Source organism: Mesorhizobium sp. M0011, assembly GCF_040324155.1.
GTDB lineage: Bacteria > Pseudomonadota > Alphaproteobacteria > Rhizobiales > Rhizobiaceae > Mesorhizobium.
This window is the reverse complement of the sequence record NZ_JAMYVQ010000002.1, coordinates 268,316-292,856: the sequence shown is the minus strand read 5'-3', so window position 1 is coordinate 292,856 and position 24,541 is coordinate 268,316. Positions and strand designations below refer to the sequence as shown.

The following is a 24,541-nucleotide window of genomic DNA, read 5'->3' as shown; positions in this document are numbered from 1 at the left end:
CAGCTGAAATTTTCGTGCGCCGGGCAACGTCCGCGGATCGGTTTCATACCCGATTCAGGATGGTCGCGGACTGTTCGTTGCGCGTTGCCTGGCATCTGCGATTTTGTTTGACCTGCCTTGCAAGGGGAGAAAGGATGCGTCATCCGACCCCGACGTTGGCTGCCTGCCCCGCGTGGCCTCCGCAGAGGAAATGCCTGATGACGCTGCACGACGTCGCGCTCGACGACAAGTTCGATCTCGCAAAGGAGCGCATCTTCCTGTCCGGCGCGCAGGCGGTCATCCGCATGCTGCTGATGCAGCGCGAGCGCGATCGCCGCGCCGGCTTGAACACGGCCGGCTTCGTCTCCGGCTATCGCGGTTCGCCGCTCGGCGGCCTCGACATGCAGCTGTGGAAGGCGAAGAAACAGCTCGCCCAGGCTGACATCGTCTTCCAGCCGGGTCTCAACGAGGAGCTTGCCGCCACCGCTTGCTGGGGCGCGCAGCAGACGGAACTTCTGGGCGAGGGCACCCATGACGGTGTCTTTTCGGTCTGGTACGGCAAGGGGCCGGGCGTTGACCGCTCAGGCGACGTGTTCCGCCATGCCAACCTCGCCGGCTCGTCGAAGCATGGCGGTGTGCTCGCCTTGATGGGCGACGACCATATGGCCGAATCCTCGACCAACGCGCATGCCACCGAATTCCTGTTCGTCGACACGATGGTGCCGATCCTCAATCCCGCCGGTGTCCAGGAGATCATCGATTACGGGCTCTACGGCTTTGCCATGTCGCGCTTTGCCGGTACCTGGGCGGCGATCAAATGCGTCAAGGACAACATCGAATCGACCGCCTCGGTCGATGCCTCGCTCGAGCGGCTGAACATCGTCGTGCCGGACTTCGACATGCCGCCTGGCGGTCTCAACATCCGCCACGAGATCGACATGCTCGGCCAGGAGGAGCGGCTGCATGAGCACAAGCGCGCGGCGGCCTCCGCCTTCATCCTTGCCAACGGGCTGAACCGCATCGTCTATTCGGGCGGCCGCAACCCGAAGATCGGCATCATCACGCTCGGCAAGAGCTACCTCGATGTCCGCCAGGCGCTGGACGACATCGGCATCGACGAGGCGGCCGCCAACCGCATCGGGGTGCGGCTGTTCAAGGTAGGCTGCCCCTGGCCGCTCGACCTGCATCACATCGCCGATTTCGCCCAAGGCCTCGACACCATTGTCGTCGTCGAGGAGAAGCGCTCGCTGATCGAGGTGCAGTTGCGCGAAAGCCTTTATGGCACTGCCACCCAACCAGTCATTATCGGCAAGAAGGACGAGCGCGGCGACTGGCTGTTTCCGGCCAAGGGCGCGCTCGATCCCAACGAGATCGCCATCGCGCTTGGCGAGAGGATCGTCAGGACCATCGGCCCGTCCGAAGAGATTTCGGCGCGGGTGGCAAAACTGCGCCAGTTCCAGGCAATGCTCACCGAGGCCACCGACATCGGCTCGCGCACGCCGTTCTTTTGCTCCGGTTGCCCGCACAATTCGTCCACCAAGGTGCCGGACGGCTCTATCGCCGCGGCCGGCATCGGTTGTCACTTCATGGCGCTGTGGATGGACCGCAACACCGTCGGCTTCACGGCCATGGGCGGCGAGGGCGCGCAATGGGTCGGCCAGGCGCCGTTCTCCAAGCGCGAGCACATCTTCCAGAATCTTGGCGACGGCACCTACAACCATTCCGGTACGCTGGCGATCCGCTTCGCGCTGTCGAGCGACGCCAACATCACCTACAAGATCCTCTACAACGACGCCGTCGCCATGACCGGCGGCCAGCCGCACGAAGGCGGCCTAACCGTCGACATGATCGCCAGGCAGGTGCGCGCCGAAGGCGTCGACCGCATCGCCATCGTCACCGATGAGCCCGGCAAATATGCCGGGAAGGCCGAATTCCCGGCCGGCGCCACCATCCATCACCGCGACGACCTCGATCTCGTCCAGCGCGAGCTGCGCGACGTCAAGGGCGTTTCGGTGCTGCTCTACGACCAGACCTGCGCCGCCGAAAAGCGCCGCCGCCGCAAGCGCGGCACCTTCCCCGATCCCGACAAGCGGGTCTTCATCAACGAACTGGTCTGCGAAGGCTGCGGCGATTGCGGCGTGCAGTCGAACTGCGTCTCGATCCAGCCGGTCGAGACCGAATTTGGCCGCAAGCGCAAGATCGACCAGTCGAGCTGCAACAAGGATTTCTCCTGCGTCAACGGCTTCTGCCCGTCCTTCGTCACCGTGCACGGCGCTAAGATCCGCAAGGCCGAGGGCCTTGCCGGCAAGGCCGATCCGCTGGAAGGCGTGCCCGTGCCGGCGCAATTCCCGCTTGGCGAGCAGGGCTGGGCGGCGATCATCGATGGCGTCGGCGGCACCGGCGTCGTCACCGTCGGTGCGGTGCTTGGCATGGCGGCGCATCTCGAGGACAAGGGCTGCGGCATGATCGACATGGCCGGCCTCGCCCAGAAGGGTGGCTCGGTGTTCACGCATGTTCGCATCGCCCGCACCCCGGACGACATCCATGCCATCCGCGTTTCGGCCGGCAAGGCAGATCTGGTGCTTGGCTGCGATCTCGTCGTGTCGGGCGCCAAGAAGGTGCTGACCGCTGTGCGCGAGGGCCACACCATCTTCGTCGCCAACACCGCCGAGATCATGCCCGGCGAATTCGCCCGCTCGGCCGATTTTTCGTTGCCGACAGAGCGGCTGAAAAAGGCGATCCGCGCGGCAGCGGGCGACGACAAGGCGCATTTCTTCGACGCCACCCGCACCGCCACGGCACTTTTCGGCAATTCGCTCGGCGCCAACATGTTCATGCTCGGCTTTGCCTTCCAGCACGGCGGCCTGCCATTGTCGGCCGAGGCCGTCGAAAAGGCGATCGAGCTCAACGGCGAAGCCGTGGCGATGAACCTCGCCGCTTTCCGCTGGGGACGTCGTGCTGCCTATCAGCCGGATTTCGTGCGCCGGCTCGTTGCCCAGCCGGGTCCGGCCGTGGCTGGAAAGGCCGACCAGGCCACGGATATCGCCGAGACGCTGGACGACATCATTGCCCGCCGCGTCGCCTTCCTAACCGCCTATCAGAATACGGCCTACGGCAAGCGTTATGCCGAAAAGCTGGCCGTTTTGCGCGCCGCCGAAGCGAAGGCCGTGCCGGGTTCGACTGCGGTGGCGCAGGCAGCCGCCAGGAACCTGTTCAAGCTGATGGCGATCAAGGACGAATACGAGGTGGCGCGTCTTTACACGGACGGCTCTTTCGTCGCCGAACTTGGAAAACAGTTCCAGAGCTATGAAAAGCTCGAATTCCACCTCGCTCCGCCGATCATGGGCCGTCGTGGCAATGACGGCAGCCCGAGGAAATCAAGCTTCGGTCCGTGGATGATGAAGGGCTTTCGGGTTCTGGCGGCGATGAAGGGCCTGCGCGGCACCGCCTTCGACCTGTTCGGCTACACCGCCGAACGGCGCATGGAGCGGCAGCTGCTGGCGCGGTACGAGGCGGATCTGGAGCTCATCGCCGGATCGCTGGCCCCGGCCAGGGTCGATGCGGCTGCTGCATTGGCTTCGGTGCCTGCCCTCATTCGCGGCTACGGCCACGTCCGTCGAGCCAGCGCCGACAAGGCTTCGAGCGAACGCCAAAGGCTGCTCGAACGCCTGTCGAGTACGCCGGCGCGGCCCGAACTTCAGGCCGCGGAATGATCGATACGCCTTGTTTACCTGAACGACAGTTTCCTTGCTTTCCGTTACGTCACCCGGCTTGACGGCAGGAGCGGCGGGGCCTCTCTAAATCTTTCTTAAGGCGGATGTGGCACTGCTTGGCTCCCCAGGGTTGGGATTCAGGCGTTGAATCTGATAAAGAAGAACGAGATCCCGGTCGACGTCTACATTCCGTTCGTGGAAACCTTGTTTCGCGACGGGTTGACGCTTTCGATAGGATTCTTTGCCCAAACCCTGCTGGTCGTGCTGGTTTACTGGAAAACCATGGATCCGGCCTATCTCGCGGTCACCCTCGGACTGCTGGCCGTCGCCTTCCTTCGTCTTCGCAACATCAGGAAATATCGTCACGCTCCTTCGCCTCAAAATTGGGAAGAGGCGCGTCGCCGCGAGAACGACTACATACTGTACGGCTCGATGCATGGCTTCATGCTTGGTGCTTTTTGCTTTGTCGGCATCTACCTTGCCTATGATCCGTTCGCGGAAATAGCTGCCGTCTGCGTGACGCTTGCCTCCGCCACGTCTATTGCTGGCCGCAACTATGGTTCGCCCAGGATGGTCGTGATCTTCATTATGACCATGACTTGGCCGATCTCGCTGGGCTTCATCCTGCGGGGCGATCCCTATCACTTCATTCTCGGCCTGCTTTCGGCGCCATTTCTTTTTGCCATCAAGCGCTTCGCCGATCTGGTCCGCGAGGTGCTTTTCGCCGCCCTGTCCGAGGAAAAGAAGGCCAACCGCATCGCTCAGCGCTTCAACCGGGCGCTCAACACCATGTCGCATGGCCTTGTCATGCTCGGCCCGGACGGCCGCGTCGCGGTGGCCAATGCCGAGGCCGCGCATCTGATGTCGCTCAAGTCGCCCGACGCGCTGCTCGGCCGGTCGATCCATGGTCTGTTGATGCGCGGTGTCGCCGGCGGCATGCTGGCGCCCAAGGATTGCCGCTACATCGAGGCCCAACTGACGCGTGCCCTGCGCGAGGGCCGCGACCGCAAGGTGCTGGTTTCCCTCGCCAACGGCCAGCATTACGAGTTCTCGGCTCGCGAAGGCAGCCAGGAACTGGGCGTCATCACCTTCGAGGACGTCACCGCCCGTGTCGAGGCGGAAGACAAGATCCGCTTCATGGCACGTTACGACAACCTCACCGGCCTGCCCAACCGCGCCTATTTCCATGAACTGGTCGGCGAGGCCATGGTATCCGGCGATCGCGATCGTCTCTGCGGCCTTGCGGTGCTCGACCTCGACGATTTCAAGAGCGTCAACGACACGCTTGGCCATCCGATCGGCGATGGCTTGATCTATGCCGTTGCCGAGCGGCTTGCCGCCATTGCCAGGCAAGATATCACCGTCAGCCGTTTCGGTGGCGACGAGTTCATGATCTTCTTCGACCGCGTCGAGGATGAGAGCCATCTGACCAGCCAACTCGACGAGATTTTCGCCGGCCTGCAAGGGGAAGTCGACGTCGCCGGTCACGGGCTGCGCATTCAGGCCAGCGGCGGCGCGGTGCTGTCACGGGTCAAGGATACCGATGTCGACGCCATGATCGTCAAGGCGGACCTGGCGCTCTACAAGGCCAAGGAGCTCGGCAAGAACAGCTGGCGGCTGTTCGAAGCCTCGATGGATGCCGCCTTCCGCAACCGTCAGCTGATGAAGGCGGACCTGCGTACAGCCGTGGAAAGCAAGAGCTTGAGGGTGGTCTATCAGCCGATCGTGGCGATGAGCACCATGCGTATCGCCAGCTGCGAGGCGTTGTGCCGGTGGGATCACCCCGATCTCGGGCCGATCTCGCCCAGCATCTTCATTCCTTTGGCCGAGGAAATGGGCATCATTTCCGAGATCAGCACCTTCGTGCTGCAGGCAGCCTGCGCCGAATGCGCCAAATGGCCGGACCAGACCAGCGTCTCGGTCAATCTCTCGGCCAAGGATTTCCACAACCGCGACGTCATCCAGAAGGTTCGCGATGCGTTGGCCGCCTCCGGCCTCGCCGCCTCCCGGCTCGAGATTGAGGTCACCGAAACGGCGCTGCTCGACGACAAGTCGCTGACGCGCCAGTATATCGAGGAGCTGAAGCAGATCGGCGTACGCATCGCGCTCGACGATTTCGGCACCGGCTATTCGAGCCTGAGCTACCTGCACAAACTGCCGCTCGACAAGATCAAGATCGACCGCTCGTTCCTGATGGACGTCACCCAGAACCCCCGTTCGCTCGAGTTGCTCAAGGGCATCGTCAATCTGTCGCGGCCGCTGGGGCTTTCGGTCACCGTCGAGGGTGTAGAGACCTTCGAGCAGCTCAAGATACTGGCGCTGCAGGTCAAGCCCGATCTCGTCCAGGGGTTCCTGTTCGGTTCGGCGCTCAGCGCTTCCGGCATCGAGACCATGTCGAACACGGTATGGCCCTTCGCCAAGGACATCAATACAGCCAAGAGAGCCGCACGTCGCTGACCGGTGCCGGAAGAGCGTCGCCTTTTCATAAAAATTTACGGACCGTTAACGTTAATGATCGGTAAACGACGTGCGCTCCATTTTCATCTTTTACATCTCAGGGTCCCGTCATAGGTTGAACTGCGGCGGAAACTTACGAGGGTTGAGTATGGATGTGCAGTTGGAAGCGCTTGGCCATGTGGCGGGCGGGGGTGAAGAAAATTCGCCCGACAGCATGTCGAGTTTCGCCCGCAATGTTTCAGCGATGCTTGAGCGGACGGAATATCGCCGCTGCGACAAGGGCGAGGATCTCGAAGACATCTATAGGTTGCGCTACAAATCCTATATCTTGAATGATATGGTTCCAGAAAACCCGGAACATATAGTGCATGACGAGCTCGACGAAGCTGAAAATTGTTCCAAGTTCGGCGTCTATATTGACGGAATCCTGGTCTCCACGGTGCGCATTCATCATGCCTGCCGGGCCACGCCGCAATCGCCGTCTACAACTGTCTACGGCGACATCCTGCGCCCGATGCTGGCTGCCGGGGCGCACTTTGCGGATCCAAGCCGCTTTGCCGCCGACCCAGACTGGTCGAAGGTCTATCCGCAGATCCCCTACCTGACGCTGCGCCTTGCCGGAATGGCCTGCTTTTACTTCGACGCACCGTACTGTCTCTCGACTATCCGGCCCGAACATGCGGGTTTCTACCGTCGTATCTACAGTTCTGAGCAGATCGGTGAGCTGCGTGACTATCCGGGCCTGAACTACAAGGTCGTGCTCTATCGCGCCAATGTCGCTGCCATTCGCGAGCGGTCGTTCTCACGCTTCCCATTCTTCCGATCCACATCTCTGGAGCAGCGTATGCTGTTCGAGACACCTGGTGCTGGAGAATTGGCGCCGCTGACCATCCTGCCGACTGCCAAATATTTTCGCGAAGCCGCCTGAGATTAGGCGTTTCGCAGAACCACTGGAGCTTTCCGGCCGGATACGCGTTCTGATGGCTCGGCGCGTTGTCGTCCTCGCTATTGGTCGCCGAATCCACGGATATGCCAAAGGAACTCGTCATGACCATTTCCACACTTGCGCTCACCCCGCTCATCTCGCTGATCGCCGGCGTGCTGATCCTGGTCATGCCAAGGCTGTTGAACTACATCGTCGCGCTCTATCTGATCGTCGTCGGGTTGCTCGGGCTATTTCCGCATCTAGCCGGCTGAGGGATTGCAACCGTCCGCCTTAACCGCTTCTGGGGCATCTTTCCGCGTCACGCATTGAGTTCTGCTCCGGCGCGTTGGCCACCGGCTTCAAGTTTCCGTTGAGGCTGTTGTGCGGCAATAGCGCCATTGCTCTCGGCCCGGCTTTTCGCTATGTGCCTGAAAGATGTCTTCGAAAGGGTATTCCTATGGCTGATCACTCGCCGACCGGTCCTGTCGAACTGGGCGCGAAGATGGACTATGCCGAGCATGACCGCACCTATGCGGGCTTCCTCGCGCTGGCCAAATACGGATCGCTTTTCTGCGGAGCCCTGCTTCTGGCGATGGCCTTCGGCTTCTTCGCGGGCGGCTTCTTCTCGGCGACCATCCTGTTCGTGCTGATTATGGCCGTCGGCGCCTTAATCCTCCGATAGATTTTCCGACACCTTGTCCACGGCGCCGCCGCGAGGCCGGCCGGCGTCTTGCGGGAAATAGCTTCCGGCCGAAAGGATCATGCGGTGGGACAGACGGTTTTCATCCCTCGTGAGCTCGATGCCAACGAGCCGCGCGTCGCGGCTTCGCCCGATACGGTGAAACGGCTGGCGGCGCTGGGCTTCGACGTCATCGTCGAGGCCGGTGCCGGTCTGAAATCGCGCATCATTGATGCCGACTATGCGAGCGCCGGCGCTGCCATCGGCAAGGTCTCCGATGTCGCCAAGGCCGATGTGGTGCTGAAGGTGCGTCGGCCTGATAATGCCGAGCTGAAGAGCTACAAGCCTGGCGCGGCTGTGATCGCCATCATGGACCCCTACGGCAACGATGCCGCCGTGGCAGCCTTTGCCAAGGCCGGCGTCACCGCTTTCTCGATGGAATTCATGCCGCGTATCACCCGGGCGCAGTCGATGGACGTCTTGTCCTCGCAGGCCAATTTGGCCGGCTATCAGGCGGTGATCGACGGGGCTTCGGAATATGATCGCGCGCTGCCGATGATGATGACGGCGGCGGGCACGGTGCCGGCAGCAAAGGTCTTCATCATGGGCGTCGGCGTTGCCGGCCTGCAGGCGATCGCCACCGCGCGCCGGCTTGGTGCGGTCGTCACCGCCACCGACGTTCGCCCCGCCGCCAAGGAACAGGTCGCCTCGCTCGGCGCCAAGTTCCTCGCGGTCGAGGACGAGGAATTCAAGGCTGCGGAAACGGCCGGCGGCTACGCCAAGGAAATGTCGAAGGAATATCAGGCCAAGCAGGCGGCACTCACATCAGAGCACATCGCCAAGCAGGACATCGTCATCACCACCGCGCTTATTCCCGGCCGACCGGCGCCCAAGCTGGTGTCGGCGGCGATGGTCGCCTCGATGAAGCCGGGCTCGGTGCTCGTCGATCTGGCGGTCGAGCGCGGCGGCAATGTCGAGGGCGCTGTACCGGGCCAGGTGGTGACAACGGCCAATGGGGTAAAAATCGTCGGCCACCTCAATGTGCCCGGCCGCATCGCGGCGTCGGCCTCGCTGCTCTATGCCAGGAACCTGTTCGCCTTTCTCGAGACGCTGGTCGACAAGGCGACGAAGACGCTTGCCATCAATCGCGACGACGATCTGGTCAAGGCAACGATGCTGACCGATGGCGGCAAGATCGTGCATCCGGCTTTCATAAAGGCCGACCAGCAGCCCCATGTCGAGCCGGCCGCAATCCCGGCCAAGACCATGGTCGCCGACGCTTCGCCCAAGAAAGCCGCGCCCAAGAAGGCGGCCGCACCCAAGTCGCCCTCGTCGAAGCCGAAAGGGATCGCGTGATGGACCAGACCCTGCAGAAAGCCCTCGACCAGCTCGACCAGGCCTCCGCCGCGGTCCGGCTGGCAGTGCACAATCTGGCGACCGCGCCCGGCGGCACTGACGCGGCCGGCGATGCCGCGCATGCGCTCTCCGGCGGCGCCATCGATCCCTTCGTCTTCCGCTTCGCCATCTTCGTCCTGGCGATCTTCGTCGGCTACTATGTCGTCTGGTCGGTGACCCCCGCACTGCATACGCCGCTGATGGCCGTCACCAACGCCATCTCCTCGGTCATCGTCGTCGGCGCGCTGCTTGCCGTCGGCATCGCCGCCTCCGGCATTGCCGCAGGCTTCGGCTTCGTCGCGCTGATGCTGGTTTCGGTCAACATTTTCGGCGGCTTCCTCGTCACCCAGCGCATGCTGGCCATGTACAAGAAGAAGGACAAGTAGAGCGCCATGAACGCCAACTTCGCGTCCTTCCTCTACCTTGTCTCCGGCGTCCTGTTCATCATGGCGCTGCGCGGTCTGTCGCATCCGACCACCAGCCGGCAGGGCAATCTCTACGGCATGATCGGCATGGGCATCGCCATCGCCACCACGCTGGCGCTGGCAACCCCGTCGGCGGGCCGCTTCGGCCTCATCGTGCTCGGCCTCGCCATCGGCGGCGGTGTCGGCGCCGTCACCGCGCGGCGCATCGCCATGACCTCGATGCCGCAGCTGGTCGCCGCCTTCCACTCGCTGGTCGGCCTCGCCGCCGTCATGGTGGCGGCAGCCGCCATCTATGCGCCGGAAAGTTTTGGCATCGGCACGGATGGTGACATCCACGCCCAGGCCCTGATCGAGATGAGCCTTGGCGTCGCCATCGGCGCCATCACCTTCACTGGCTCGGTCATCGCCTTCCTCAAGCTCGATGGCCGCATGTCCGGCAAGCCGATCATGATCGGCGGACGCCACTTCATCAACGCAGCACTTGCCATCGCGCTCGTCGTGCTGATCGTGCTGCTGGTCGCCACCGAGTCGAAGCTGGTCTTCTGGCTGATCGTTGCCGCCTCGCTGGTGCTCGGTATCCTGCTGATCATCCCGATCGGTGGCGCCGACATGCCGGTCGTCGTCTCGATGCTCAACTCCTATTCGGGCTGGGCAGCTGCGGCCCTCGGCTTCACGCTCGGCAATCTGGCGCTGATCATCACCGGTGCGCTGGTCGGCTCATCCGGCGCGATCCTGTCCTACATCATGTGCAAGGGCATGAACCGAAGCTTCATCTCCGTCATCCTCGGCGGCTTCGGCGGCGAGACGGCAGCTCAGGCCGACGACGGCATCGAGCGCACGGTCAAGCAGGGCTCGGCCGACGACGCCGCCTATCTCATGATGAACGCCCAGAAAGTCATCATCGTGCCGGGCTACGGCATGGCGGTTGCCCAGGCGCAGCACGCGCTGCGCGAAATGGCCGACAAGCTCAAGGCCAATGGCGTCGACGTGAAATACGCCATTCATCCGGTCGCCGGCCGCATGCCCGGCCACATGAACGTGCTGCTCGCCGAAGCCAACGTGCCTTACGACGAAGTGTTCGAGCTCGAGGACATCAACTCCGAATTCGCGCAGGCCGACGTTGCCTATGTCATCGGCGCCAACGACGTCACCAACCCGTCCGCGCGCGACGACAAGTCCTCACCCATCTACGGCATGCCGATCCTCGACGTAGACAAGGCGCGCACCTGCCTGTTCGTCAAGCGCTCGCTCGGCTCCGGCTATGCCGGCATCGACAACACGCTGTTCTACAAGGACGGCACCATGATGCTGCTCGGCGATGCCAAGAAGATGACTGAAGAGATCGTCAAGGCGATGGACCACTGATCGGCGATCGGCACTGAGACAAGCCAGGATGCGCCCGGCCTCGTGCCGGGCTTTTTCTTGGCGTGTCGGCTGTTCGGGGCTACGATGACGAATTCCTGTCCCACCGACAGGATTGTCGTCAACGGAGACGTTGGTGCCCGACCCCATCATCGCATCGCCGCCCGTCGGAAAAGCGTTGCGCAAGCCTGGCCAGGCGGTGGTGATCGTGCATGGCATGGGCGAACAGCGGCCGATGGATACGCTGCGCGGCTTTGTCCAGGCTGTCTGGAGCCACGACCCCAGCCGCGCGCCGTTTTATGCCCATGTCGCCGATCCGGCCGACCCCGCCGGCGCGAAGATCAACCAGAGCTGGATCACTCCCGACAGCCGGACCAATTCGTACGAACTTCGCCGCATCACCACGCCCTACGATGTCGATGGCCGTCGCACCGATTTCTACGAGCTTTACTGGGCCGACATCACGCAGGGCACGACGCGGGGCCGGCTTGCCGCCTGGGTGATAAACCTGCTGTGGCGCAAGCCCGCCGACATACCGCCCGACGCCCGAAAGCTCTATCTGGTCACGCTTCTGGCCGTCATCATCGTTCTGGTCGCGGCTCTCGCGCTTGCGACGTCGGTTTGGCAGCAGCAAATTTCGTGGACCGTCGGCGCGCTCGTCACCATCCTGGCCTCGTTCGTCATCTGGTCAGTGGACCGTTTTGGCCTTCCCTATTTCGGCGATGTCGCGGCCTATGTGCGCGCTGAAGCTGCAACCGTCGAGAAGCGGGCTCTGATCCGCAGCCGTGGTCTGAAGCTGCTGAAGCGTCTGATGATGGACGATACCTACGATCGCATCGTGCTGGTCTCGCACAGCCTCGGGTCGATGATCGCCTATGACCTGCTGCAGATCTTGTGGGCCGATTTCAGGCCCCGAAAACTGGAGGCCATCCGCGACAAGGCGAAACTGAAGGCGATCCACGCCATCGACAAGGCGACGCTCGTCGCCGGCTCGGCATGGCCCGGCAGCCTGGACGATCTTGCCGGCTTCAGGCGCCATCAGTGGGAGCTCTATCGCCAACTGCGCACCAAGGACGACAACCATCGGCCTTGGAAGATCAGCGATTTCGTCACGCTTGGCAGCCCGCTGACCCACAGCGAATTTCTGGTGACGCACAATCTCGCCGAATTCAGACGCGGCATCGCCGAGCGTCTGTTCTCGGCATGTCCGCCGGTCGCCGAGGGAGCGGCGGCCGGTAGCACTGTGCTTTATCAGGAAGGGCGCAACCGCTCTTCGGGCAAGCCGCAGCGCGCGGTGCATCATGGCGCGGTGTTTGCTGCGACGCGCTGGACCAATATCTTCGACCGCGGCAACGGTTGGCTGACGGGGGATCCGATCTCCGGGCCGATGGCGGAGAATTTCGGCCCGGGCGTGGAGAACATCCAGGTCGAGCTACGCGGTTCCCTCGGCCGTGTCTTCACCCACACGCTGTACTGGTCGTTGGCGGCGACCGGTGTCGAGGTCGCCGCCGGCGATCGGCCGCGCTCGCATCTTGCCGTGCTGCGCGACGCTGTCGACCTCGGTCGCAAACTGGAGCCGAGCCAAGCGGAAACACCGACGATTCCTGCCCGAAAATAGGAACAGATTTCAGCGAACGCGGCCGAGGCAGCGCCGCATGACAATTCAGAACAATGTCCACTCCGGGCGGTCCGGAGTGGACTCGCCTTGCAAGTGCACTTCAGCGGCTGGTGAGAAAAACCGCTTCCTCATCGTCGCGCTGCCTGCCTCCGAGGGCTGCGGCGGCACTGGCGATAAAGGCGCCGATGGCCAGCGAGAGCGCACCAAGCAGGGCAAACGTCGCACTGGCCTTCCTGGCGGTGTCGGCGGCCTGCTGCGCCTTGACTTTGGCGTCCTGAGCCCTGGCGATGATCGCATCCACCCGCGCCTTGGCATCTGCTTCCGAAAGACCGGTGCGGGCGGCGACGAGTTGCGACAGATACGTTTTGTCGTCTGCGGAAACCTCGCCTGCCGCTGCACCGGCGATCAGGATGCGCGAGGCCTGCCCGGTCGCAGCCGCATCGCTGTCCGGATTGGCGGCAGCCAGCCTGCCCGGATCAGCCGGACGGAACAGCGAATCCACCAGGTAGGAGGTCGCATTGTCTGCCGATGTGCTGTCGGCATTGGCCGAAGCTCCCGCCGATGCGCCCATGGCCGCGCCAGACGCGATGGTGGACACCGCCTGCACGCCTGAGCCTATCGCAGCGGAAAGCGCGGAGCCAAGCACGCCGACGACGAGCAACGTGGCCAGCGCCCAGGCAAGAAAGCCGTGTGCGGTGTCCCGGAAATAGACTTCATCGGTGTGGATGCCGACCCATTTGGTGCGCAGGCGTCCGGCAAGATAGCCGCCGACGCCGGAGGACAGCCATTGCACGATGACAAGCCAGATCGCGGTGGACGCCGCGAAAGTGGTGACAGATGCGCCCGATCCCGACCATGGCGACACCATGGTCAATCCCAGTCCCGAACCGAGCAGCATGAGGATGAGGGTCAATGTCGAGGCCGCGAAGGCTCCGGCGATGATCGGTCCCCAGCTGACGGCGGTGGAGGAGGACTCGGTTGAGGCGGAAACATCGACCGCCGACAGGGTGGACTGCATGGAAGCCCCCTATCGTACGAACAGCATGATCAGAATGATGATCGGAATCGGAATGCCGAGCAACCAGAGCAAAATGCCACGTCCCATGGAGGCCTCCTGTTAGAATATTGTGAATCGATGTTGTCACAATGTTCCAAGGGAACTTCCGTTCCGGCGCGTTGTAAAATGATTTTCTTGCCGCCAGCGGAACATTGGCGCGCCGCAGCGCGCCAATTCAGATTTGATGTCCAGATCAGATGTCCAGATTGGCGACCGACAGCGCGTTGTCCTGGATGAACTCGCGCCTGGGTTCGACCTCATCGCCCATCAGCCGCGAAAACAGCGAATCCGCATCGGTCGCGTCATTGACCTTGACTTGCAGCAGCGAGCGCACGTTCGGATCGAGCGTGGTTTCCCACAGCTGTTCGGCGTTCATCTCGCCGAGACCCTTGTAGCGTTGCATCGTCAGGCCCTTGCGGCCGGTCGCAAAGACCGCGTTGAGCATCGCCAGCGGGCCCGAGATGGTTTCGGAGACATCCTTGCGGCGCAGCACCGGCGGCGACCCGTAGACCTCGCTGAGGCGCTGTGCGTAGCGGTCGAGCTGGCGTGCGTCGGCCGAATTGATCAGCGCCAGGTCGAGATGCGCGTATTCCTTGACGCTGCGCACCGTGCGCTCGAACACATAGCCGCCGACGCCTTCATTCGAGGTCGACATGCGGCCGGTCCAGCCGCGCTCGGTGTCCTCGGCGATGATGTCGAGGCGTTTTGCAATCCGCTCCGCCATGTCGTTGGCGCGGCCGAGATCGGTGAACACGTCCGGGTTGAGCCCGCCGGCGATCGCCGCCTGCTCGACCACGCCTCTGTTGTAGCGCGTGTGCAGGCCGTTGATCAGCTGGCGCACCGCCAGCGCGTCGTCGATGGCTCCGCGCAGGTCCTGTCCGATGCGAACCTCGCCCGAGCCGAGGGTAAGCGATGCTTCCTCCAGTCCCGAGCCGATCAGGAACTCCTCGAACGCGCTCTCGTCCTTGATGTATTGCGAGCTCTTGCCGCGCGTCACTTTGTAGAGCGGCGGCTGGGCGATGTAGAGATGGCCGCGCTCGATCAGCTCCGGCATCTGCCGGAAGAAGAAGGTGAGCAGCAAGGTTCTGATATGGGCGCCGTCGACGTCGGCGTCGGTCATCAGGATGATCTTGTGGTAGCGCAGCTTGTCGGCGTTGAACTCGTCCTTGCCGATCGAGGTGCCGAGCGCCGTGATCAACGTGCCGATCATGTCGGAGCCGAGCATGCGGTCGAAGCGGGCCCGCTCGACATTGAGGATCTTGCCGCGCAGCGGAAGAATGGCCTGATTCTGGCGCGAACGGCCGCCCTTGGCCGAGCCGCCGGCGGAGTCACCCTCGACGATGAAGATTTCGGACTTCGCCGGGTCGCGTTCCTGGCAGTCGGCCAGCTTGCCGGGCAGGGAAGTGACGCCGAGCGAGCTCTTGCGGGTGATATCGCGCGCCTTGCGCGCCGCTTCACGCGCCGCCGCGGCCTGGATCACCTTGTCGACGACCACCTTGCCTTCGCTCGGATGTTCTTCAAGCCAGGTGCCGAGCGCTTCGTTGACCAGGCCTTCGACGACAGGACGGACTTCCGACGAGACCAGCTTGTCCTTGGTCTGCGAGGAGAATTTCGGATCTGGAACCTTGACTGAAAGCACCGCCGTCAGGCCTTCGCGGCAATCGTCGCCGATCAGCGAGACCTTTTCCTTCTTGGTCAGCCCAGAGGATTCGCCATAGCCGGTGATCTGGCGCGTCAGCGCGCCGCGAAAGCCGGCCAGATGCGTGCCGCCATCGCGCTGCGGGATGTTGTTGGTGAAGGCCAGCACGTTCTCGTGGTAGCTGTCGTTCCACCACATCGCCACTTCGACGGTGATCCCGTCGCGCTCGGCCTTGATGGCGATCGGCTTGTCGATCAGCGGTTTCTTGACCCGGTCGAGATATTTGACGAATTCTTCGAGGCCTCCGTCATAGTGCAGTTCATGGCGCACGACATCGGCGTGACGGGCATCGGTCAAAATGATGCGCACGCCGGAATTGAGGAAGGCAAGCTCGCGCAGCCGGTGTTCCAGCGTGCCGAAGTCGAACTCGACCATGGTGAAGGTCTCAGACGACGGGAAGAAGGTGATCTGGCTGCCGCTGCGGCCCTCATAGGTGCCCGGCTGCTTGTCCTGCTCATAGCTGCCGGTCGCCTTCAGCGGTGCGTCGGCATTGCCATGCGTGAAACTCATCTCGAAGATCTGGCCGTTGCGGCGGATTTTCAGCTTCAGCCACGCCGACAGCGCGTTGACCACCGACACGCCGACGCCATGCAGGCCGCCCGAGACCTTGTAGGAATTCTGGTCGAACTTGCCGCCGGCATGCAGCTGCGTCATGATCACTTCGGCCGCCGAAATGCCTTCTCCGGTGTGGATGTCGGTCGGAATTCCGCGGCCATTGTCGATCACGGTAACCGAACCGTCGGGGTTTAGCGTCACGGTGACGAGGTCGGCGTGACCGGCCAGCGCCTCGTCGATGGCGTTGTCGACCACTTCATAGACCATGTGATGCAGGCCCGAACCGTCGTCGGTATCGCCGATATACATTCCGGGGCGTTTGCGGACAGCATCCAACCCCTTCAAAACCTTGATGGAATCGGCGCCGTATTCGGCTTCAGCGCCGTTGTTGTTGTCGATCTGATCGCTCATGAAAACCTGTTGTCTGGATGCCGCTTGCACAGCGCAAAAAATCCGCGCCGAATCGCGCCTCTGATATCGACTAGATATAGGCGCAAAAGGCGGTTTTTCCAAGGTTTGCAGGCATTTCACGGGGAATCAGCCGGCTGTCCACGACAGGCTCTCGCCAAGCCCTATTTCACCTTGGCCAGCCGGTCCTTGAGAAACTTGATCATGAACCTGTATCGTGGCGCCAGCCGCCCGCTACGGTCGAGCTCCAGCGTCATGTCGAGCGCTTGCGAAAGCACCGTCTTGGGGTTCTTGGCGACCTGAGCGTAGTCGATCATGGCAACCACCAGGTCGCGCTGCCAGGTAGCGTTGTCCGGATCTGCCTCGGCAAGCCGCTGGCGGATGTCCAGGCTGTCCTGGAAAGCCTGCCGCGCGCCTTTGACGTCGCGCTGCTTGGCCTTGAGCATGCCGATCTCGGACAGAGTGATCGACAGGTCGCGTTGCCAGCCGGCATTGGCAGGGTCGAGCTTGGCCAGCCGGTCGGCGATGGCGAAACTATCTATATAGGCCTTGAGTGCTCCGGCGCGGTCGCCCTGTATCGCCCGAATGCCCGCTACTTTTTCCAAGCTGACCGAGAGGTCGCGTTGCCAGTCGGCGTTGGCAGGGTCACTGGCCGCCAGCACGCGGGCTATCGAGAGGGCTTGCCTGTAGGCGGCGAGGGCTGCCGGCCAGTCCTCTTGATCGCTCAGCGCATTGCCGATCTTTGCGTTGCCGACCGACAGGTCGCGCTTCAGCTCACTGTTGTCGGGGTCGCGGCCCACCAATTGTTCGACGATCGCATGGCCCGCTTTATAGGACGCGAGTGCGCCCGCCGCATCGCCGCGCTCGCGCTTGAGGTCGCCGATCGTATCATGGCTGACGGAGACATCGCGTTGCCGCTCGGCGTCCCGCGGCTTCTTCTCGGCCAGCGCCAATCGGACCTTCAGGCTCTCCTCGTAGGCCATCTGGGCGTTGTCCAGTCGCCCCATGACCCGGGCAAGGCCGCCGATCTCGTCATAGGTGATGGTCAGGTCGCGCTGCAGCTCGGCGCGCTCCGGTTCATTATCGGCAAGTTGCTTCTTGATCGACAGGCTTTCCTGGTAGACTTGTGCGGCGCCGGCCAGATCGCCTTGCGTCACCAGCACGTTGCCGATCTTGTCGTCGGCCATGGCGAAGTCCCCGAACCATGGCAGGCGATCAGGCTCGGCCTTGGTCAAATCCCGCAGCATGGTTCTGGCGGTCTGATAGTTTTCCAGCGCTTCCGGCAGGTCCCCTTGCGCCAGCTTGACGTTGCCGAGCTTGATGTGGCTGACGGCAAAATCGCGCTTGACGCTCGTGTCGGTTTCCAGGGCCGAACGCAGCTCGAGATTGGATACCAGCGCTGCAAAGGCGCGGCCTGCCGCATCGGTGCTGCCGACAAGGGTGTAGAGCTTGCCGAGTTCGTCCAGCGTGCGGATCTGGCGGTCGGCCTGGTCCAGGGTCAGATCGGTCTGCCCGGCCTCGCGGTAAAGAGCCAGGACCGATTCATAATCGTTGATGGCCGTGGCGTAGTCGAGGTCGGCGCGCGCCGCACCGCCGGACAGGAAACGCGTCGCCGCCTCGGACAGCGTGCGGCCGACGAAATTGGCCTTCAAGGCGTTGCGCGAAACATTGTCGATGTCGGCGGCCTTTGCGAGGATGGCGCGAGCCCCATCGAAGGCGCCGAGCGAAAGCTGCTCCTCGGCCTGCCGGCGCAATTCCGTCACCTGCGGATCATCGGAGGCCAGCGTCCTCATTTCGCCGCGCACCTTGACGAAAGCGTCGGCCGCCTCGCGCAACCGGGCATTCAGGCTGTCCGCCGAAAGGTGACTGGCGTCGGAGCTGATCAGCGCGCCATAGAGCGGCGCCAGCGGCATGTCGGCATCGCTGGCAACCTGCTCGACCTCACCGCGCATTTCCGGCGTCACGTCGGCCATGGCAAGCAGCAGGCGCTCGCGCTCCGGCAATTGTTCCTTGGCGGCCGCGGCAAAGAACAGCTTCGGCAGGCCGCTCTCGACGTAAGGCAGCTGTTTGCCTCGCGACAAATCGTAGACCTCCTGCTGCACCAGCGTCAGCACCGAGCGGATTTCGAGCCCGCTGGTGCCGAGATATTTGGTCAGCGCCGTGGTGAATGGCGAGTTCTGGCCGGTTCCGTCGGCCGCCGTCTCGCCGGGTGCTGCCGAGAAAGCGAACAGGATGTTTTCGGCGCGGCCAGTCCGGCCGAGACCCGGCTTCACCTTGTCGGCGACATCCTTGGCCAGCGAGATCGCGCCGCGCCCTTCGCCGCTGCTTCCCGAGAAGGGATCGCTGCGGCAGGCATCGAGCATGATCAGGCCGACCTTGGCGGTGGCCGCCACGCTGTCGCGCACCTCCTCCAGCGGCAGGCTGGTCTTCTCCAGCGCATCGAGCGAGGAGGCGTCGGCATCGACCGGGAGCAGCCGGTTGTCGCCAGAGATTTCGACGCCGTGGCCGGAGAAATAGACCAGCGCCACGTCGGCGCCTTTGGCATCCTGGCGAAAATCGTCGAGCGCGCGGCGCATGCGCCTGAGGTCGCGATTGGTTTCGAGGACGACCTCGAAGCCGAGCTTCTTCAGCACCGCTCCCATCGCCTCGCCGTCATGAACCGGGTTGGCAAGCGGCCGGATCAGGCGGTAGTCGTCGTCGGCGATGATCAAGGCCACGCGCCGCTCAGCCGCCGCGGTGGCGGTGGTCATGAGCATCAGCAGCAAGGCAAAAAGCAAACGCAAGTCGAACCGCCCCCCGGCTTGTCCCTTTGCGCGAACATTCCACCTCTTTATGCCATGAGCAAGCCGGGCTTTTTGCGGAAGACCAGCGTTTTCAGGCAGCCCGCATAGGCTTCAAAGCCTCGCTCCAGCGCAACAGCTCGTCGAGCATGGTTTTGGCTCCGCCCTGCACCTGTTCGCCGGCGTTGAAAGCGCCGTTCTCGTCGAGCAGTTTCTGATACATCGGCAGGGCGACGCCTTCCGAGATCGGCATGACACCCACCGAGGTCAGCAGCGGCTTCAGCGCTTGCGCCGCGCGCAGGCCGCCGGAGACGCCGCCATAGCTGAAAATGGCGGCAGGCTTGTACTTCCATTCACGCGAGAGATAATCGATCGCGTTGACGATCGCCGGCGCCACGAAATAATTGTATTCCGGCGCCACGAAGACGAAGGCATCGGCGGCATCGATCGCTTTCGACCAAGCCTTGGTATGGTCGTTCTGGTAATTGCCGAGTCTTGGATGGTGCGGTTCGTCCAGCACCGGAAGCTTGAACGTGTCGATGTCGGTCAGTACCGGCTCGAATTTTCCATGCTCGCGCGCGAACGTCTCCAGCCACTTGGCAAAAACCGGCCCTGCGCGGCCTGGCCGCGTGCTGCCGATGATGATGTTCAACTGGTGCTTCAAGCTGGGCTCCTGCGATAGCGGTATCCATTGGTGACTGCCACCTAGGGCATGCCGCTCGGGGCAACAAGAAGGCACCTCACGGTAACCGGTCACGTTCCGGAGAGCAGGGCCTTGCCGTACGGTCACATGGACGCCTGCTTTGCGGCCCACTACATTGGGTCATCAGCGGAGCACAGCATGGACATCCAGCCCGCCCCCTTCATTCCCCCGGCGCCGAAGCCGCGCACGACGCCGCCCTCGACGCTGGAGATGATCCGCATCGTCTACCGCAACCCGCTCGAATTGTGGGGTGAACACACCTACAACGAGCCTTGGATTTCGGCCAATGGCGTTGGCGGACATCTGATCGTCGCCAACGATCCCGGCCTGATCCGCCATGTGCTGGTCGACAACGCCAGGAACTACAAGATGGCGACGGTGCGCCAGAAGATCCTGCGGCCGATCCTGCGCGACGGCCTGCTGACCGCCGAGGGCGAGGTCTGGAAGCGGTCGCGCAAGGCGATGGCGCCGGTGTTCACGCCGCGCCACATCTTCGGCTTCGCCCAGCCGATGCTGAGACGCACGCTGGACTTCGTCACCCGCTATGAAGACGGCGGCACGTCCGACATCGCTCATGACATGACGCTGCTCACTTACGACATCCTGGCCGAGACGCTGTTTTCCGGCGAGATCGCTGGCGAGCCCGGCAGTTTCGCCAACGAGATCGACCGCCTGTTCGAGACCATGGGACGCGTCGACCCGCTCGACCTGTTGCGCGCGCCCGACTGGCTGCCGAGGCTGACCCGCATCCGTGGCCGCAAGACCATGGCCTATTTCCGCAAGATCGTCACCGACACGGTCAAGATGCGCGAAGGGAAATTCAAGCGCGATCCAGGTGCCGTGCCGCAGGATTTCCTGACGCTGTTGCTCAAGGCCGAGGGCCCCGACGGACTGACGCGGGCCGAGGTCGAGGACAACATCATCACCTTCATCGGCGCCGGCCATGAGACGACCGCGCGGGCTTTGGGCTGGACGCTGTATTGCCTGGCGGAATCACCGTGGGAGCGCAACCGGGTCGAGCAGGAGATTGACCAGGTGCTGGCGTGCGAGCCCGATCCGACGAAATGGCTCGATGCCATGCCGTTCACCCGCGCCGCCTTCGACGAGGCGCTCCGGCTCTATCCGCCGGCGCCGTCGATCAACCGCGAGCCGATCGAACCGGAAATGTGGAAGGATCTTCATATCCCCAAGCATGCCGCCGTGCTGGTGATGCCATGGGTCGTGCATCGCCACAGGAAGCTTTGGGACCGGCCGGATGCCTTCCTGCCGGAGCGCTTCCACCCGGGAAATCGCGAAAAGATCGACCGCTTCCAGTATCTGCCGTTTGGCGCCGGTCCTCGCGTCTGCATCGGCGCCAGCTTCGCCATGCAGGAGGCGATCATCGCGCTGGCGATCATGCTGTCGCGCTTCCGCTTCGACACCACCGCCGAAACCAAGCCCTGGCCGGTGCAGAAACTCACCACGCAGCCACAAGGCGGTCTGCCAATGCGGGTCACGCCGCGATAGGCATGAGACACAGCTTCAGACGGTTGTGATAAATCAAGCCGCAGGCTTGCGTTGCTGGAACTGGCCGGCGGCGCGGTAGCGCCAGAGATAGCTGGGCAGGATCGTCGCGATCGATTGCGGCTGGATGCCGAGCCCTGCAAGCGTCCTGTTGGTCTTGGCGGCCGCGTCCGAAACGACGTTGTGCTCGCGCAACTGCATCACCTGGTCCTTGGTCAGCAGCGGATTGGGCAACAGGCCGAGGATCGAGGCCTGGATGTTGGCCACCCACCACGGCACCGGCACCAGCAGCCGCTTGCGCTCGATCACGTCGAGCAGCTCTTCCATACACTGCTTGAAGGTGAGCACCTTCGGTCCGCCGAGTTCATAGATTTGGCCGCCATCCACCTTACCGTCGACCGAGCGTGCCACCGCTTCGGCCACGTCGCCGACATAGACCGGCTGAAACTTGGTCTGGCCGCCGCCGATCAGCGGCAGCACCGGCGAATAGCGCGCCATGTTGGCGAAGCGGTTGAAGAAGGCGTCCTCGGGTCCGAAATTGATCGACGGCCGCAAGATCACGGCGTCCTTGATCGTCTCCAGCACAGCCTTTTCGCCAAGCGCCTTGGTTCGCGCGTAGTCCGATTCGGAGTCCAGATCGGCGCCAAGCGCAGAAATGTGGGTCAGGCCGGCGCCGACCGAGCGCGCGGCCTCGGCCACTGCGCGGGCGCCGAACTCGTGCACGGCGGAGAATTTCTGCCGGCCGCTCTCATGCAGGATGGCGACCAGATTGACGACATGGTCGGCGCCTTGCACGGCGCGGTCTACCGACCAGCGCACGCGCACATTGGCCTGGACCGGCTGGATCTGGCCGACATTGCCGAGCGGCTGCAGATGGCCGGCGAGATCGGGCCGCCGGCAGGCGACCCGGATGCGATAGCCGCGCTTGGCCAACGCGCGCACGACATGGCGGCCGACAAAGCCTGACCCGCCAAAGACGACGACGAGCTTTGGGGTCTGCAGGATTTCGGTCATGGCTGGCTCCGGCGCTCGCAAGCTTGGCTGAAGCCGTTTCATAATCCGTTTCGTGCCAAAGGCAAAGGGCGACGCGTCGTCGCTATCAGCCTGTCAGAACGCTTTGCCGATACGGGCGTCGACCGAATGGCGGTTGCCGCCGCGAATGACGAAGAAGAGCAGGATCGCCGCCCACAGCAGCGACTTTTCCGCGCCCGAATAACCTTGGCCCATGGTGACCCAGTGGAACCAGACCGTGACCAGCAGCACGAACAGGCCGGCAAAGGCGGCCGGCCGCGTCAAAAACCCGATGGCGATGAAGATGCCGCCGAAGAATTCAGTGCAGGCCAGAAGCAAGGACCACAACGCACCCGGATAAAAGCCGAGACCCTCGACCATCTCGGCGGCGCCGAAAGGATGGGTGATCTTCTGCGAACCGTGGATGGCTAGAAACCCACCGGCGACGACGCGAAGAACCGTTTCGGCACCATCGTGCAGAGCGGCGTAAACCCTGCCAAGGGCCGGAATGATAAGGGCGTTGCGGGGATTGTCCGTGCTTGCCGACATTGTAGCTCCTCTGTTTTGCTTGATCAGCGCAAACGGCCGATCAGGTCGGACGAAGTCAAATAAACAAAAGTTGACCAAACTACGAATGTTTTAACATTGCGCGGCCAAACGCAGAAAACCCCGCAGAAGCGGGGTTTTCCGGGCGACGTCCATGCGAAGCCAGGGGCCGACGGAGCGGCCTGACCTGAGACGGTATCAGGAGGGCGTGAAGCAAGTACGCCCACCCCAGCCCTGAACATCCGACATGGTGCCACCAACCTTCTTGCAGGCGGCGACGAAATCGGCGCTGCAATTGGCGAATTTTGCATGGCCGTTCTTGCAGTAGTGATCTTCGGTGGCCCCGCCGCTCGGGGCAGTGATGACACCCGGGCTGGACGGCTTGGCCGGCGCGGCCTTCAAGGTGGCTGCCTGTGTGGCACCCATGAACGAGCCGAGCAGAAGGACGGCGGTCAGCATGGTGATCTTGGTGTTGGTCATGACAATTTCCTTTGATTTGGGTTGAGTTTCCGAGGCGCGAAGGACCGGCCATCGCGTGATGCAGGCTTTCGATTTCGGTTTGGTGCTTCCCCCGGTGTGGATCGGGCAAGCTCGCCTTGCCCTGGACAAAGCTGTGTCGCAGCAAGGCGCGGAAAGGTTCAGCGGCGCGCAAAGAAAATCGCACCGCACCGCGCCTGGGGCGGGCTGATTTCAGATAACCAATTGATATTTAATTATTATTCAGGAAGAGTAGCGTGCGGCGAATTCGGAAATGCGCTGCACCACCGCCTTGGATGCGGTGATGCCCCGCGCTTGCGCCTTCTCTGCCGCCTCTGCACGGGCGCGGCCCGGCACGTGCACGCCGAAGCGCCGCCGCAGCCGGTCGAGTTGGTCCTTCATCCGCTGCTCGAAATCCGGATCGAGCAGCTTGGGCTCGACGGCAAGCACGAACAGGCCGGTGCCGGGACTGTCCGGCCCGCCGCTGAACCATGGCGCGTCGAGCGACCAGTTGGCGCCTGACAGGCCGGCTGCCAGCACTTCGACCATCAACGCGATGTTGGCACCGCGCTGGCCGCCGAAGGCAAGCATGGCGCCCTTCATGGCGGCGGCCGGATCGGTGGTCGGGTTGCCGCTGGCGTCCAGCGCCCAGCCTTCCGGGATTGTCTTGCCCTCTTCGGCCGCTTTGCGGATGTTGACGAAGGCGGTGGCGCTTGACGACTGGTCGATGACCAGCGGCGCGCCGTCGGCGGCGGGTGCGGCAAACGACATCGGGTTGGTGCAATAGACCGGCTTGACCGAGCCCGAGCCGGCAAGCACGGCCGGGCCGTTGGTGGCGGCGAACGACACCAGTCCAAGTGCTGCCAGCCTTCCGGTGAAATAGCCGAGCGCGCCGCATGTATAGGCGTTCTTCTGCGAGAAGACGGCGACACCGAACAGCTTTGCCGCCTTGGCGAGGTCGTCGATGGTGCGGTCGAAGCCGGTATGCGCCAGCCCGCCGCGTGCATCGGAGAGATAGACCGCAAGCGCCGGCCGGGTGATCACCGGATCGGCATTGCCGTCGATGCGTCCGGCTTCCAGCGCCTCAAGATAGTCGATGAAATGCGACAGACCGACCGAGGAAAGCCCTTCGGCCTCGGCTGATATGATCGAAGCAGCGAGCGATTGTGCCGCTTCCTCATTGGCGCCGGCGCCAAGTGCCGCCATCCGGCACAGTCCTTTTGCCTGGTCGAGACTGAGTTGCATCATG

General features: G+C 63.2%; 18 protein-coding genes. 10 read left to right on the top strand and 8 right to left on the bottom strand.

What is annotated here, in order from left to right; all coding sequences use genetic code 11:
• The first annotated feature begins 197 nt into the window (after positions 1–197).
• The 9 genes from NKK51_RS03705 (at position 198) to NKK51_RS03665 (ending at position 12,553) form a co-directional block, all read left to right on the top strand.
• Complete coding sequence (locus NKK51_RS03705; RefSeq protein WP_352551267.1) at positions 198–3,692, top strand: indolepyruvate ferredoxin oxidoreductase family protein; 3,495 nt, start codon at positions 198–200, stop codon at positions 3,690–3,692.
• A gap of 144 nt (positions 3,693–3,836) precedes the next feature.
• Positions 3,837–6,149, top strand: a complete 2,313-nt coding sequence (locus NKK51_RS03700; protein WP_352551265.1) for a putative bifunctional diguanylate cyclase/phosphodiesterase — start codon at positions 3,837–3,839, stop codon at positions 6,147–6,149.
• A 148-nt stretch (positions 6,150–6,297) separates the two neighbouring features.
• Positions 6,298–7,077: an N-acyl amino acid synthase FeeM domain-containing protein gene (locus NKK51_RS03695; protein WP_352551263.1), complete on the top strand. Its 780-nt coding sequence runs from the start codon at positions 6,298–6,300 to the stop codon at positions 7,075–7,077.
• Between the two features lie 119 nt (positions 7,078–7,196).
• A complete protein-coding gene (locus NKK51_RS03690) occupies positions 7,197–7,346 on the top strand; it encodes a DUF3096 domain-containing protein (RefSeq protein WP_013528205.1) in 150 nt (49 codons plus the stop codon).
• Positions 7,347–7,531: 185 nt separating this feature from the next.
• Positions 7,532–7,756 carry an aa3-type cytochrome c oxidase subunit IV gene (locus NKK51_RS03685; protein WP_352551261.1) on the top strand — a complete coding sequence of 75 codons (225 nt, stop codon included), beginning with the start codon at positions 7,532–7,534 and terminating at the stop codon, positions 7,754–7,756.
• A gap of 84 nt (positions 7,757–7,840) precedes the next feature.
• Positions 7,841–9,109, top strand: coding sequence for a Re/Si-specific NAD(P)(+) transhydrogenase subunit alpha (locus NKK51_RS03680; protein ID WP_352551259.1), 1,269 nt, complete (start codon positions 7,841–7,843; stop codon positions 9,107–9,109).
• The gene (locus NKK51_RS03675) at positions 9,109–9,534 is read left to right on the top strand and encodes an NAD(P) transhydrogenase subunit alpha part 2 (protein WP_032809881.1); all 426 of its coding nucleotides are present in this window, start codon (positions 9,109–9,111) and stop codon (positions 9,532–9,534) included. Before NKK51_RS03680 ends, NKK51_RS03675 begins: the two co-directional genes overlap by 1 nt.
• Positions 9,535–9,540: 6 nt before the next feature.
• Entirely contained in the window at positions 9,541–10,938 is a 1,398-nt protein-coding gene (locus NKK51_RS03670) for an NAD(P)(+) transhydrogenase (Re/Si-specific) subunit beta (protein ID WP_352551257.1), read from the top strand.
• A gap of 133 nt (positions 10,939–11,071) precedes the next feature.
• Positions 11,072–12,553, top strand: coding sequence for a hypothetical protein (locus tag NKK51_RS03665; protein ID WP_352551255.1), 1,482 nt, complete (start codon positions 11,072–11,074; stop codon positions 12,551–12,553).
• A 100-nt stretch (positions 12,554–12,653) separates the two neighbouring features.
• Here the strand turns inward: NKK51_RS03665 and NKK51_RS03660 are convergent, their stop codons facing one another.
• The 4 genes from NKK51_RS03660 to NKK51_RS03645 all read right to left on the bottom strand — a co-directional run bounded on the left by NKK51_RS03660 (position 12,654) and on the right by NKK51_RS03645 (position 19,716).
• A complete protein-coding gene (locus NKK51_RS03660; protein ID WP_352551253.1) occupies positions 12,654–13,571 on the bottom strand; it encodes a hypothetical protein in 918 nt (305 codons plus the stop codon).
• Between the two features lie 232 nt (positions 13,572–13,803).
• The gene (gene gyrB, locus NKK51_RS03655; RefSeq protein WP_128302797.1) at positions 13,804–16,275 is read right to left on the bottom strand and encodes a DNA topoisomerase (ATP-hydrolyzing) subunit B; all 2,472 of its coding nucleotides are present in this window, start codon (positions 16,273–16,275) and stop codon (positions 13,804–13,806) included.
• Between the two features lie 161 nt (positions 16,276–16,436).
• Entirely contained in the window at positions 16,437–19,055 is a 2,619-nt protein-coding gene (locus NKK51_RS03650) for a caspase family protein (protein WP_352551251.1), read from the bottom strand.
• Positions 19,056–19,146: 91 nt separating this feature from the next.
• Entirely contained in the window at positions 19,147–19,716 is a 570-nt protein-coding gene (locus tag NKK51_RS03645) for an NADPH-dependent FMN reductase (RefSeq protein ID WP_023811502.1), read from the bottom strand.
• 177 nt (positions 19,717–19,893) lie between these two features.
• Between NKK51_RS03645 and NKK51_RS03640 the strand changes: the two genes are divergently transcribed.
• Positions 19,894–21,261: a cytochrome P450 gene (locus NKK51_RS03640; RefSeq protein ID WP_352551249.1), complete on the top strand. Its 1,368-nt coding sequence runs from the start codon at positions 19,894–19,896 to the stop codon at positions 21,259–21,261.
• 33 nt (positions 21,262–21,294) lie between these two features.
• On the opposite strand, the gene NKK51_RS03635 is transcribed toward NKK51_RS03640, so the two are convergent.
• The 4 genes from NKK51_RS03635 to NKK51_RS03620 form a co-directional block, all read right to left on the bottom strand.
• A complete protein-coding gene (locus NKK51_RS03635) occupies positions 21,295–22,272 on the bottom strand; it encodes a complex I NDUFA9 subunit family protein (RefSeq protein WP_352551247.1) in 978 nt (325 codons plus the stop codon).
• A gap of 93 nt (positions 22,273–22,365) precedes the next feature.
• Positions 22,366–22,818, bottom strand: coding sequence for a DoxX family protein (locus NKK51_RS03630; protein ID WP_352551245.1), 453 nt, complete (start codon positions 22,816–22,818; stop codon positions 22,366–22,368).
• 195 nt (positions 22,819–23,013) lie between these two features.
• On the bottom strand, positions 23,014–23,295 hold the full coding sequence (locus NKK51_RS03625) for a hypothetical protein (RefSeq protein WP_023811506.1): 282 nt from the start codon (positions 23,293–23,295) through the stop codon (positions 23,014–23,016).
• A 240-nt stretch (positions 23,296–23,535) separates the two neighbouring features.
• Positions 23,536–24,537: an Ldh family oxidoreductase gene (locus NKK51_RS03620; RefSeq protein ID WP_352551312.1), complete on the bottom strand. Its 1,002-nt coding sequence runs from the start codon at positions 24,535–24,537 to the stop codon at positions 23,536–23,538.
• Between the last annotated feature and the right edge of the window lie 4 nt (positions 24,538–24,541).